8 protein-coding genes and 3 rRNA genes are annotated in these 13,038 nt (G+C 63.9%); 1 reads left to right on the plus strand and 10 read right to left on the minus strand.

Features of this window, described 5'->3' with window-relative positions; translation table 11 throughout:
- Positions 1–121: 121 nt before the first annotated feature.
- The 6 genes from rrf to AORI_RS66240 form a co-directional block, all read right to left on the minus strand.
- Positions 122–238: ribosomal RNA gene (gene rrf, locus AORI_RS66215) — 5S ribosomal RNA — on the minus strand.
- A gap of 80 nt (positions 239–318) precedes the next feature.
- Positions 319–3,455: ribosomal RNA gene (locus AORI_RS66220) — 23S ribosomal RNA — on the minus strand.
- A gap of 320 nt (positions 3,456–3,775) precedes the next feature.
- Positions 3,776–5,294, minus strand: a 16S ribosomal RNA gene (locus tag AORI_RS66225).
- Together the 16S, 23S and 5S rRNA genes form the textbook arrangement of a ribosomal RNA operon.
- Before the next feature lie 349 nt (positions 5,295–5,643).
- Positions 5,644–6,918, minus strand: a complete 1,275-nt coding sequence (gene tyrS, locus AORI_RS66230) for a tyrosine--tRNA ligase (protein ID WP_016335378.1) — start codon at positions 6,916–6,918, stop codon at positions 5,644–5,646.
- Between the two features lie 32 nt (positions 6,919–6,950).
- Positions 6,951–7,586 carry a DNA-3-methyladenine glycosylase gene (locus tag AORI_RS66235; protein WP_200870930.1) on the minus strand — a complete coding sequence of 212 codons (636 nt, stop codon included), beginning with the start codon at positions 7,584–7,586 and terminating at the stop codon, positions 6,951–6,953.
- Between the two features lie 40 nt (positions 7,587–7,626).
- Positions 7,627–9,012, minus strand: a complete 1,386-nt coding sequence (locus tag AORI_RS66240; protein ID WP_043848220.1) for a serine hydrolase domain-containing protein — start codon at positions 9,010–9,012, stop codon at positions 7,627–7,629.
- Positions 9,013–9,046: 34 nt separating this feature from the next.
- On the opposite strand from AORI_RS66240, the gene AORI_RS66245 reads away from it, so the two are divergent.
- The gene (locus AORI_RS66245; protein WP_016335381.1) at positions 9,047–9,742 is read left to right on the plus strand and encodes a TetR/AcrR family transcriptional regulator; all 696 of its coding nucleotides are present in this window, start codon (positions 9,047–9,049) and stop codon (positions 9,740–9,742) included.
- A gap of 61 nt (positions 9,743–9,803) precedes the next feature.
- On the opposite strand, the gene argH is transcribed toward AORI_RS66245, so the two are convergent.
- From argH to argF, 4 genes are read right to left on the minus strand one after another with little or no spacing between them, the layout of a single operon-like run.
- A complete protein-coding gene (gene argH / locus AORI_RS66250; RefSeq protein ID WP_016335382.1) occupies positions 9,804–11,219 on the minus strand; it encodes an argininosuccinate lyase in 1,416 nt (471 codons plus the stop codon).
- A 27-nt stretch (positions 11,220–11,246) separates the two neighbouring features.
- Positions 11,247–11,600 carry an adenine nucleotide alpha hydrolase family protein gene (locus AORI_RS66255; protein WP_016335383.1) on the minus strand — a complete coding sequence of 118 codons (354 nt, stop codon included), beginning with the start codon at positions 11,598–11,600 and terminating at the stop codon, positions 11,247–11,249.
- On the minus strand, positions 11,590–12,111 hold the full coding sequence (locus AORI_RS66260; RefSeq protein WP_016335384.1) for an arginine repressor: 522 nt from the start codon (positions 12,109–12,111) through the stop codon (positions 11,590–11,592). Before AORI_RS66260 ends, AORI_RS66255 begins: the two co-directional genes overlap by 11 nt.
- Positions 12,108–13,034: an ornithine carbamoyltransferase gene (argF, locus tag AORI_RS66265; RefSeq protein ID WP_016335385.1), complete on the minus strand. Its 927-nt coding sequence runs from the start codon at positions 13,032–13,034 to the stop codon at positions 12,108–12,110. Before argF ends, AORI_RS66260 begins: the two co-directional genes overlap by 4 nt.
- Positions 13,035–13,038: the final 4 nt, after the last annotated feature.

Raw genomic sequence — 13,038 nt, forward strand, 5'->3', positions numbered from 1 at the left:
CACCTCAAGGCGGACCAACGGACCATTCTAGTCCGTGCCTGGACATGAAAAGAGACAGGGCCCTGACCGGGGAGAACCTGTTGGGGTTCTCGACCCTGGTCAGGACCCTGTCCTGAAGTTAGTCCGGCGGTGTCCTACTCTCCCACAACCCTTCGGTTGCAGTACCATCGGCGCTGTCAGGCTTAGCTTCCGGGTTCGGAATGGGACCGGGCGTTTCCCTGACGCTATAACCACCGAAACACTACGAAACAACACACACTGCCTGTTTCCAGAACGGTGTGGTGTTTCAGAGCTGTAGAGTGGATGCGTAACATCTTTGTGGGCAAGTCCTCGGCCTATTAGTACCAGTCAACTCGACAACACATTACTGTGCTTCCATTTCTGGCCTATCAACCCAATGGTCTGTTGGGGGCCTTAACCCACATGGGGTGGGATACCTCATCTTGGAACAGGCTTCCCGCTTAGATGCCTTCAGCGGTTATCCCTTCCGAACGTGGCCAACCAGCCATGCCACTGGCGTGACAACTGGCATACCAGAGGTTCGTCCGTCCCGGTCCTCTCGTACTAGGGACAGCCTTCCTCAAGTATCCTACGCGCGCGGCGGATAGGGACCGAACTGTCTCACGACGTTCTAAACCCAGCTCGCGTGCCGCTTTAATGGGCGAACAGCCCAACCCTTGGGACCTACTCCGGCCCCAGGATGCGACGAGCCGACATCGAGGTGCCAAACCATGCCGTCGATATGGACTCTTGGGCAAGATCAGCCTGTTATCCCCGGGGTACCTTTTATCCGTTGAGCGACACCCCTTCCACCAGGTGGTGCCGGATCACTAGTCCCGACTTTCGTCCCTGCTCGACATGTCTGTCTCACAGTCAAGCTCCCTTGTGCACTTGCACTCAACACCTGATTGCCAACCAGGCTGAGGGAACCTTTGGGCGCCTCCGTTACTCTTTAGGAGGCAACCGCCCCAGTTAAACTACCCATCAGGCACTGTCCCTGAACCAGATCATGGTCCGAGGTTCAGATTCCCAATCCGACCAGAGTGGTATTTCAACAACGACTCCACCAACACTAGCGTGCCGGCTTCACAGTCTCCCACCTATCCTACACAAGCCGAACCGAAAACCAATACCAAACTATAGTAAAGGTCCCGGGGTCTTTCCGTCCTGCCGCGCGTAACGAGCATCTTTACTCGTAGTGCAATTTCGCCGGGCCTGTGGTTGAGACAGCCGGAAAGTCGTTACGCCATTCGTGCAGGTCGGAACTTACCCGACAAGGAATTTCGCTACCTTAGGATGGTTATAGTTACCACCGCCGTTTACTGGCGCTTAAATTCTCAGCTTCACCCCCAAAGGGGTTAACCGGTCCTCTTAACGTTCCAGCACCGGGCAGGCGTCAGTCCATATACATCGTCTTGCGACTTCGCATGGACCTGTGTTTTTAGTAAACAGTCGCTTTCCGCTGGTCTCTGCGGCCACCCACCCCTAGTCCGCAAGGGACTTCAGAGTGTTTGGCCCCCCTTCTCCCGAAGTTACGGGGGCATTTTGCCGAGTTCCTTAACCACAGTTCACCCGATCGCCTTAGTATTCTCTACCTGACCACCTGTGTTGGTTTGGGGTACGGGCCGTGCACGCACTCGCTAGAGGCTTTTCTCGGCAGCATAGGATCACTCTACTTCACCTCAATCGGCTACGCATCACGTCTCAACCTATATGAATGGCGGATTTGCCTACCATTCGGTCTACACGCTTACACCAGTACTACCACTCACTGGCGGAGCTACCTTCCTGCGTCACCCCATCACTCGACTACTACGGAATCAGATCCCACGCTCCACACTCGCGTATCCACCCGAAGGCTTCAACACGAGGCTTTGGGTGGTTAGTATCAACCGCCTCATCCTGGGCGCACGTGCTCGGGTACGGGAATATCAACCCGTTATCCATCGACTACGCCTGTCGGCCTCGCCTTAGGTCCCGACTTACCCTGGGCGGATTAGCCTGGCCCAGGAACCCTTGGTCATCCGGCGGCAGAGTTTCTCACTCTGCATTCGCTACTCATGCCTGCATTCTCACTCCCACACCCTCCACGACTGGCTTCCGCCGCCGCTTCCCTGGATGCAGGACGCTCCCCTACCCATCCGTGCGACTAGACATCCCTTCAAGAGAGACGCCGATCTATATGCACGAATGACACAGCTTCGGCGGTGTGCTTAAGCCCCGCTACATTGTCGGCGCAGGACCACTTGACCAGTGAGCTATTACGCACTCTTTCAAGGGTGGCTGCTTCTAAGCCAACCTCCTGGTTGTCTGGGCAATCCCACATCCTTTCCCACTGAGCACACACTTAGGGGCCTTAGCTGGTGTTCTGGGCTGTTTCCCTCTCGACGACGAAGCTTATCCCCCGCCGTCTCACTGCCACACTCTCACACCACGGTATTCGGAGTTTGGTTGATTTCGGTAACCCGGTAAGGCCCCTAGACCATCCAGTAGCTCTACCCCCGTGGAGAAACATGTGACGCTGCACCTAAATGCATTTCGGGGAGAACCAGCTATCACGGAGTTTGATTGGCCTTTCACCCCTACCCACAGCTCATCCCCTCAGTTTTCAACCTAAGTGGGTTCGGCCCTCCACGTCGTCTTACCGACGCTTCAGCCTGGCCATGGGTAGATCACTCCGCTTCGGGTCTAGACCACGCGACTATGACGCCCTATTCAGACTCGCTTTCGCTACGGCTACCCCACACGGGTTAACCTCGCCACGCAGCACTAACTCGCAGGCTCATTCTTCAAAAGGCACGCCATCACCTCAACATCACAAGGATGTGCTCGGGCTCTGACGGCTTGTAGGCACACGGTTTCAGGTACTCTTTCACTCCCCTCCCGGGGTACTTTTCATCTTTCCCTCACGGTACTAGTCCGCTATCGGTCTTCAGGAAGTATTTAGGCTTACCGGGTGGTCCCGGCAGATTCACAGCAAATTCCACGAGCTCGCTGCTACTCGGGAACACCACCAAGGTCTCTGACACTGGTTTTCGCGTACGGGACTCTCACCCACTCCGGTCGCCCATCCCAAGGCGTTCCACTAACCAGCACATCAACCCGAGAACCTGTCAGAATTCTCAAGGCGGGTCCCACAACACCACACACACAACGCCTGACAGCTTGACATGTGCAAGGTTTAGCCTCTTCCGCTTTCGCTCGCCACTACTCACGGAATCACGGTTGTTTTCTCTTCCTACGGGTACTGAGATGTTTCACTTCCCCGCGTTCCCTCCACGCACCCTATATATTCAGATGCGGGTAACACCACATAACTGGTGCTGGGTTTCCCCATTCGGAAATCCTCGGATCACAGCTCGGTTGACAGCTCCCCGAGGCATATCGCAGCCTCCCACGTCCTTCATCGGCTCCTGAAGCCAAGACATCCACCATGTGCCCTTAACAACTTGACCACAAAGATGCTCGCATCCACTCTACAGTTCTCAAACACCACACCAGAAACAAACAGCTCCCAGGGCGTAAGCCCCTCGGCGTGTTGCCTCAGGACCCAACAGCGTGCTGAGTGAACAATTCTTCCGACCTCCCAGGAGCACCCGTTCCACGCACCAAAAGTGCAGTACTAGAGCGTCCCGGCAGAAGCCGGCCGAACCCTAACCAGTAGTTCCACAATTCCTTGAGCAACCAGTGCCAACACACATTCGGTGCTGAAACCCTGGCCACTCCACCACCGTTGGTCCGGGTATCCCGGCGGGGTGGATGTGTTGCTCCTTAGAAAGGAGGTGATCCAGCCGCACCTTCCGGTACGGCTACCTTGTTACGACTTCGTCCCAATCGCCAGTCCCACCTTCGACCACTCCCTCTGCAAGCAGTTGGGCCATGGGCTTCGGGTGTTACCGACTTTCATGACGTGACGGGCGGTGTGTACAAGGCCCGGGAACGTATTCACCGCAGCGTTGCTGATCTGCGATTACTAGCGACTCCGACTTCACGCAGTCGAGTTGCAGACTGCGATCCGAACTGAGACCGGCTTTAAGGGATTCGCTCCACCTCGCGGTATCGCAGCCCTCTGTACCAGCCATTGTAGCATGTGTGAAGCCCTGGACATAAGGGGCATGATGACTTGACGTCATCCCCACCTTCCTCCGAGTTGACCCCGGCAGTCTCCCACGAGTCCCCGCCATAACGCGCTGGCAACGTAGGATAAGGGTTGCGCTCGTTGCGGGACTTAACCCAACATCTCACGACACGAGCTGACGACAGCCATGCACCACCTGTACACCAACCACAAGGGAAGCCCTATCTCTAGGGATGTCTGGCGCATGTCAAGCCCAGGTAAGGTTCTTCGCGTTGCATCGAATTAATCCACATGCTCCGCCGCTTGTGCGGGCCCCCGTCAATTCCTTTGAGTTTTAGCCTTGCGGCCGTACTCCCCAGGCGGGGCGCTTAATGCGTTAGCTACGGCACGGACAACGTGGATGTCGCCCACACCTAGCGCCCAACGTTTACAGCGTGGACTACCAGGGTATCTAATCCTGTTCGCTCCCCACGCTTTCGCTCCTCAGCGTCAGTATCGGCCCAGAGACCCGCCTTCGCCACCGGTGTTCCTCCTGATATCTGCGCATTTCACCGCTACACCAGGAATTCCAGTCTCCCCTACCGAACTCAAGTCTGCCCGTATCGCCCGCACGCTCCACGTTAAGCGTGGAGTTTTCACGAACGACGCGACAAACCGCCTACGAGCTCTTTACGCCCAATAATTCCGGACAACGCTCGCACCCTACGTATTACCGCGGCTGCTGGCACGTAGTTAGCCGGTGCTTCTTATCCAGGTACCGTCACTTGCGCTTCGTCCCTGGCGAAAGAGGTTTACAACCCGAAGGCCGTCATCCCTCACGCGGCGTCGCTGCATCAGGCTTGCGCCCATTGTGCAATATTCCCCACTGCTGCCTCCCGTAGGAGTCTGGGCCGTGTCTCAGTCCCAGTGTGGCCGGTCACCCTCTCAGGCCGGCTACCCGTCGTCGCCTTGGTAGGCCATTACCCCACCAACAAGCTGATAGGCCGCGGGCTCATCCCGTACCGCCGGAGCTTTCCACAAGTTCCCATGCGAGAACCTGTCATATCCGGTATTAGACCCAGTTTCCCAGGCTTATCCCAAAGTACAGGGCAGATTGCCCACGTGTTACTCACCCGTTCGCCACTAATCCCCCACCGAAGCGGGTTCATCGTTCGACTTGCATGTGTTAAGCACGCCGCCAGCGTTCGTCCTGAGCCAGGATCAAACTCTCCAACAATGTCAAATTTGATCGAGGCAAATAATTTGCTCTCAAAGGAACCTCTTACGAGGTTTCAATACATAAGCTCTACTGGCTTAGTTCACTAGCACACTGTTGAGTTCTCAAGCAACACACCCCGAATCGCACCACCATCACAGCGGCCTTATCCGAAGCAGTCATTCCTAGCAGTTTTTGGTGGGACACCCACTCAATCGCACTGAGCGAGAGCTTGGTTCGTGTCCCGGTCGGCCGCTCGGTTTCCCTGGCGACTTGGAGAACTTTACACGCCCCGAAAGGGCCCGAAACAGGGGGGTACCTTAACTGCGTTTCCGCAGGTCAGGGCCCCTGTTTCGGGCCCGGGCCGCGGTCAGCCCCTGACGCGCACGCCGGCGACGTTGCGCTTGCCCTTGCGGACCACCAGCCAGCGGCCGTGCAGAGCGTCGTCCGAGGACGGCTTCCACTCCTCGTCGGCGATCTTCGTGTTGTTGACGTACGCGCCGCCTTCCTTGACGGTGCGGCGCGCGGCGCCCTTGCTGTCGACGAGCCCGGCCGCGATCAGCAGATCGACGATCGTCGACTCGCCGTTCGGGTCGACCTTGCCGTTCGGCACCTCGGCCATGGCGGCGTCGAGGGTGGACGAGTCGAGCTCACGGAGCTCTCCCCTGCCGAACAGCGCCTGGCTCGCGGCGATGACCTGGCGGGTCGCCTCCGCACCGTGCACCAGGGTCGTGAACTCCTCGGCCAGCTTCCGCTGCGCGGACCGCAGGTGCGGGCGCTGTTCGGTGTCCTCGGCCAGCGCCGCGATCTCCTCCTGGCCGAGGAAGGAGAACATCCGCAGGTAGCGGATGACGTCGGCGTCGGCGACGTTCACGAAGTACTGGAACCACGCGTACGGCGACGTCATCTCCGGGTCGAGCCAGACACTGCCGCCGCCGGTGGACTTCCCGAACTTGCGTCCTTCGGTGTCGGTGACCAGCGGCGCGGTCAGCGCGTGCGTGTGCCCGCCGTCGGTCCGGCGGATCAGGTCGACGCCACCCACGAGGTTGCCCCACTGGTCGGAGCCGCCGATCTGCAGCTTGCAGCCGTACTCGCGGTACAGGTGCAGGTAGTCCTGCGACTGCAGCAGCAGGTAGCTGAACTCGGTGTACGACATGCCGTCGGCTTCGAGGCGGCGCTTCACCGTCTCCCGGTTCAGCATCATGTTGACCGGGAAGTGCTTGCCGACGTCGCGCAGGAACTCGACCACGGTCTGCTTGCCGGTCCAGTTCAGGTTGTTCTCGATGACCGCGCCGGTCGGCGAGTCGTCGAAGTCGACGAACCGCTCCAGCTGCCCGCGGATCCGATCCGCCCACTCGGCGACGGTGTCCAGCGTGTTCAGGGTGCGTTCACCGGTGTCACGCGGGTCGCCGATCATCCCGGTGGCGACGCCCGCCAGCACGATCGGCCGGTGCCCGGCGCGCTGGAAGCGCGAGAGCATCAGCAGGGGCACCAGGTTGCCGGCGTGCAGGCTGGGCGCGGTCGGGTCGAATCCGCAATAGAGCGTGAGGGGTCCTTGGTCGAGGTCTCGCCGCAGGGCTTCGAGGTCGGTGGATTGCGCGATCAGGCCGCGCCAGGTCAGCTCGTCAAGGATGTGCTCGCTCACGCCTGTAGATCCTCCCGCACCAGGTCAACCGACTATCGGCCGGGGGCGGCCGCCCGTCGCTTGCCACCGCGGCGGTAGGTGGAGACCGCGGGTGATCCGTCGATCCAGAAGCGCCAGGGCGTGTCCATCGCCATCGCGACCCCGACGCGCGGCCCGGTGCGGATGTCCGCTTCGGGGATCCGTTCGCCGGTGAACAGCCGGACGGGTGACGCGGGGTCGGTCAGGTCGACGCCGTTCTCGGCCCGGTCGATACCGAGCACCGAGGTGAGGATGGCCGGGCCTTTGGCGAGTTCGCCGTTGCCGCGCGCGGACGGCCTGCGCGCCCTGGCGATGTCCGCACCGGACACCACCTCCCCGGCACGCAGCAGCACGGCACCCGGCTGCCCGTCTTCGGTGCCGACGACGTTCGCGCAGAAGTGCATGCCGTAGACGAAGTACACGTACAGATGCCCCGCGGGCCCCCACATGACCGCGTTGCGCGGGGTCTTGCCGCGATAGCAGTGCGACGCGGGATCGTCGAGCCCTCGATAGGCCTCGACCTCCACCAGACGAACCGCGACCGTGCCGTCGGGGCCGGTGGCCTCGATCACCGCGCCGAGCAGGAGCGTGGACAGCTCCACCGGATCCAGCGCCAGCTCGCGCCGGGTGAACTGTCTGCCGGTCTCCACGTTCCGCACTCCCCTAACGTCGCGTTCTCCCAGGCCGACCTTAACCGGCCGCCTCGATCTTCGGCGCCACCCGCATGCTGGTGTGGCAACACTCGGTGCCGTCGGGGAGCTTCGTGAACAGCACCGGCATCCAGTCGTCGCCGAACATGGGGTTCTTCCCGGCGAAGACACCCTCCGACACGGGCACCAGATCCGTTTCGATCGGCGGGGCGATCCCCTTGAGACCGTCGGCGAATTCGTAGACGAAGTGCAGCTTTCCCGCCGTTTCGCTGACGGTGATGATGACGCCTTCCCGACGGTAAGTACCGGCGAAGGGGGCGACGTCCACCGTGGGTGGTGACGCCGGCGGGTCGAAGTCCCCGGGAACTTCGACCCCGGCGACCTCGCCGAGCAGTTCTCGCGAAAGCTCGTTGTACAGCCTGTCGGTCGTGCCGTGATTGGTGAGCAGGGCGAAGGCCACTCCGGCGTCCGGCACCACACGCAGGTAGGAGCGCTGCCCGATCGAGGATCCGTTGTGCCCGAAACCGGGAACGCCGTTCCAGTCGTGGATCGACAGCCCGAGCCCCCAGCCTTCGGAACCGAGGGTCCACTTGTCGGGCACCTCGGCTTCGAGACGCCGCATCATGGTCACCGTCTCTTCGGCCAGCACGCGCGTCCCGTCGGGTGCCGTGCCGTCCAGCAGCATCCGGGCGAAGCGGACGACGTCGCCCGCCGTGGCGAGGACGCGGCCGAACGGTCCGGCGGAACGCGGCAGGAGATCCCACGCGGCGGTCGGCTCCGGGTCCGGGCCGAGGTGTCCCATCGCCACCCGGAAGCGCAGCGCCTCCTCGGGCAGGGTCATCGTCTCGGCGAGCCCGAGCGGGAGGACGAGCCGCTCGCGCAGGGCGTCGTCCCAGGTCAGACCGGTGAGGACCTCGACGATCCGGCCGAGCACGTTGTACCCGACGCTGCTGTAGGACGCGGCCGTCCCCGGCGGGCAGTCGAGCGCCACTCCCCTGGCGGCCTCGACGTACTTGGCGAGGCAATCGTCCCCGCGTCCGGTGTCTTCGACGAAGTCGCACGTGAGCCCGCCGGTATGACTGAGCAGCCGCCGGGCGGTGATGGTCTTCGTCGCCGCGGGATCGATCGTCGCGAACTCCGGCAGCACCTCGACGACCGGCGCGTCGAGGTCCAGGCGGCCTTCCTCGGCCAGGCCCAGTACCAGCGCGGCCGTGTAGACCTTCGCGATCGAGCCGAGCTGGAAGATCGAATCGGTGGTCGCCGCCACCCCGGTCCCCCGGTGCAGGACCCCGCTCGCCAGTTCGTGGATCTCTCCCTCGGCCAGCACGGCGAGCGTCGCGCCCGGCACGTGGTGTTCGGCCCTCAGGTCGTCGAACCTGGACTGCCAGTGGGCGAGGTCGAACTTTGTCCGTACAGTGTTAGGCATACTGAACACTGTACGGAAAAGTGAGGGAGCGCGGATGTCGGTGTGGATGCGTCCCCCGAAACGCAAGCGCGAGCAGCCGTCGCTGAGCCGGGAACAGATCGTTTCCCAGGCCATCGCGCTTCTCGACGGTGGCGGCGTCGACGCGTTGAGCATGCGGAAGCTCGGAGCCCGGCTCGGTGTGGCCGCCCCGTCGATGTACACCCACGTGGCCACCAAGGACGAGCTGGTGGAACTGGTCGTCGACGAGGTGTACGGCGAGGTCGCGCTCCCCGGTGAGGGGCCGTGGCGCGTCGTGGCGGGACGGTTCGCGCGCGACCTGCGTTCGGTCTTCCTTCGCCATCCGTGGCTCGGCTCGCTGCTCGGCGAGACGGGAGTGGCGTACCTCGGGCCGAACGTGCTGAAGATGTCGGAAGCGGCGCTCGCCCTGTTCGAGAACGCCGGTTTCTCCCTGGAGGACGCCGATCTGGCGTGGAACACGGTCATGGCGTTCGTCGTCGGGCGGGCCACCAGCGAAGCCGCGTGGCTGACCACACTCGAACGCGGCGGGCAGAGCGAGGCAGAGTGGAAGGAGCGCCTGTGGCCGGCGGCCGAGCAGGCGGTGCGTGATCATCCGCGACTCAAGAAGCTGTACGCGGCACAACGGAGGCGGGCCCCGGGCGAGACGAACGAAGCGGACTTCGAGCGCGGCCTCGACTGCGTTCTCGACGGCTTGGAGACCAGGCTTCCGTGATACGCGTGAAGGCCCCCTTCCCTTGACTCAGCCGAGGGAAGGGGGCCTTCACGCGCTTTGTTCAGCCGAGCCAGGCGCGGTGTTCGGCGACCCGTGCGACCAGCCGATCCCGCTGTTCGGCGACGCGCTCCGGAGCGGTACCGCCCCGGGCGTTGCGCGAGCTCACCGAACCCTCGACGGTCAGGACCTCGCGCACGGCCGGCGTCAGCGCCGGGTTGATCTTCTCGAATTCTTCGTCGGTCAGTTCGTCCAGACCGACGCCGCGGGCCTCGGCGACGCGGACGCTCTCCCCCGCCGCTTCGTGCGCGACGCGGAACGGAACGCCCTGCCGGACCAGCCATTCGGCGATGTCGGTGGCGAGGGTGAAGCCGGCGGGCGCGAGTTCGGCGAGCCGGTCGGTGTGGAAGGTCAGCGTCTCGAGCATGCCCGCGATCGCCGGGAACAGCAGTTCCAGCTGCTCGACGGAGTCGAAGACCGGCTCCTTGTCCTCCTGCAGGTCGCGGTTGTACGCGAGCGGCTGCGCCTTGAGCGTCGCGAGCAGACCGGTCAGGTTGCCGATCAACCGCCCCGCCTTGCCTCGGGTCAGCTCGGCGACATCGGGGTTCTTCTTCTGCGGCATGATCGAACTCCCGGTCGCCCAGGCGTCGTCGAGGGTGACGTAGCCGAACTCGGCGGTGTTCCAGATGATCACCTCTTCGGCGATCCTGGACAGGTTGACCGCGAGCATCGCGACGTCGAAGGCGAACTCGGCGACGAAGTCCCGCGAGGCGGTGCCGTCGATCGAGTTCTCGACGCTGGTGTCGAAGCCCAGCTCCTCGGCGACGGCCTCCGGGTCGAGGCCGAGTGAGGACCCCGCCAGGGCACCGGAGCCGTAGGGCGACTCGGCGGTGCGAGCGTCCCAGTCACGCAGCCGGGTGACGTCGCGCAGCAGCGACTGGCCGTGCGCGAGCAGGTGGTGCGCCAGCAGGACGGGCTGGGCGTGCTGCAGGTGGGTGCGGCCCGGCAGGATCGCGTCCGGGTGCCGCTTCGCCTGCGAGACGAGGGCGTCGACGACGCCGAGGGTGCCCGCGACCACCCGGCGGGCGGCGTCGCGCAGCCACATCCGGAACAGCGTCGCGACCTGGTCGTTGCGCGAACGGCCCGCCCGGAGCTTGCCGCCGAGTTCGGTGCCCGCCCGCTCCAGGAGGCCGCGTTCGAGCGCGGTGTGGACGTCCTCGTCGGCGACGGTCGGGGTGAACGCGCCCGAGGCGACGTCCTGCGCGAGGGTGTCCAGCGCGGCGAGCATGCCGGTCAGCTCGTCTTCGGTGAGCAGCCCCGCCTTCCGCAGCACCCGCGCGTGGGCCCGCGACCCGGCGATGTCGTACGGCGCCAGCCGCCAGTCGAAATGGGTCGACGCGCTCAGCGCCGCCATCGCCTCGGCCGGTCCGCTGGCGAACCGGCCGCCCCACAGCTGCACCGGCTGCTCATTCCCGCTCACAACACTCCTCGAATTCCTTGGTTCTCTTCAGGCGACTGACCGGTCGAAGGTAGCGCCTGTGGTGAAGTCGTACAGCGCGCGCTCGTCGCGCGCGGAGTTCACGACCGCGTTGCCGCGGTGCAGGACCAGCCGCACCTCGCCGGACACCCGCCCGGTACTGACCTTTTGCAGTTCCTCGTGCGCGGTGACCAGCGCGATCGCGGCCGGCCCCTCGTAGATCTCGCGTCCTTTGAGCCCGAAGGCGCCGACACGCAGGTTCAGCTGCTGGAAGGCCTCCAGCAGCGTCACGGTCTCCCCGTCGATGGCCACCGGCACACCCTCGTCGAAGGTGATGACCAGCTTCTCCGGGTCATCCGGGAAGGCGAACCCGTCAGGCGTCACCTTCGGTCTCCTCACCGCCGTCCACTGTGGACGACCGTCGGGCCAGCGCCATGAAACGCTCGGCCAGGTCTTTGCCGGACAACGGTTCCCTCGCGATCACCGCGACCGTGTCGTCGCCGGCGATCGAGCCGACGACCTCCTCCAGCGCCGCCCTGTCGATGGCGCTGGCCAGGAACTGCGCCGCCCCCGGCGGGGTGCGCAGCACCGTCAGGTTCCCCGACGAGTCCGCCGAAACGAGCAGTTCGGCGAGCAGCCGCGAAAGCCGGGAAGTACCGCCCTGCACTCCGCGTACCGGGCTGCCGTCCTCCGGAATGACATACACCGGTGCCCCGGAATCGGCACCTCGGAGCTTCACCGCGCCCAGTTCGTCGAGGTCGCGCGAAAGCGTCGCCTGTGTGACGTCGATACCCTCCGCGGCCAGGAGCTTCGCGAGCTCCGTCTGGCTGCGGATGGCCATCGAGGACACGAGCTCGGTGATCCGGGCCTGCCGGGTGACCCTGCTGCCGGTCATCGTCGCTTCTCGTCCATGAGCCACACCAGCAGCGCCTTCTGCGCGTGCAGCCGGTTCTCGGCCTCGTCCCAGACCGCGCTCGCCGGCCCGTCGATGACCTCGTCGGTGATCTCCCAGCCGCGGTGCGCGGGCAGGCAGTGCAGCACGATCGCCTCGTCCGCCGCGCGGCGCATCAGCGCGGAGTTGACCTGCAGCTCACGGAACGGGCCGACCCGGTCGAGACCGTCGTTCTCCTGGCCCATGGAGGTCCAGGTGTCGGTGACGACGACGTCCGCGCCTTCGACGGCGGCGTACGGGTCGGTGAAGACCGTGGTGCTGCCGCCGGTCTCCGTCGAACGGTGCTTGGCGTCGAGCATGACCTGCTGATCCGGCTGGAACCCCTCCGGCGAGACGACGCGCACGTGCATCCCCGCCGTGGTCCCGCCCAGCAGCAGCGAATGCGCCATGTTGTTGGCGCCGTCGCCGAGGTACACCAGGGTGAGCCCGGCGAGCTTGCCCTTGCGCTCGCGGATGGTCATCAGGTCGGTGAGCACCTGACACGGGTGGAACTCGTCGGTGAGCGCGTTGATCACCGGGATGCTGGCCGCCGAAGCCATCGCGTCGATGCGCTTCTGGGCGAAGGTCCGCCAGACGATCGCGTCCAGGTACCGCGAAAGCACGCGCGAGGTGTCCTCGATGGTCTCTTCGCGGCCGAGCTGCATGGAGCGGCCGTCGACGATGACCGGGTTGCCGCCGAGCTGGGCGATGCCCACCTCGAAGGAGAACCGGGTCCGGGTGGAGTTCTTCTCGAAGATCGCCGCGACGGACTTGCCCTCCAGCGCGCGCGAGCTCAAGGGCTCGGCTTTCAGCTGGTCGGCGAGGTCCAGGATCTCGGCCTGTTCGGCAGGGCTGAGATCGTCGTCACGGAGGAAGTTGCGGAGCATGCTT

This window comes from Amycolatopsis keratiniphila (assembly GCF_000400635.2).
GTDB lineage: Bacteria > Actinomycetota > Actinomycetes > Mycobacteriales > Pseudonocardiaceae > Amycolatopsis > Amycolatopsis keratiniphila.

Bases quoted from the DNA above. Each gene is read 5' to 3' on its own strand.
- AORI_RS66245 (WP_016335381.1), top strand. From the start codon at position 9,047: ATGTCGGTGTGGATGCGTCCCCCGAAACGCAAGCGCGAGCAGCCGTCG.
- argF (WP_016335385.1), bottom strand. From the start codon at position 13,034: ATGCTCCGCAACTTCCTCCGTGACGACGATCTCAGCCCTGCCGAACAG.
- AORI_RS66240 (WP_043848220.1), bottom strand. From the start codon at position 9,012: ATGCCTAACACTGTACGGACAAAGTTCGACCTCGCCCACTGGCAGTCC.
- AORI_RS66260 (WP_016335384.1), bottom strand. From the start codon at position 12,111: ATGACCGGCAGCAGGGTCACCCGGCAGGCCCGGATCACCGAGCTCGTG.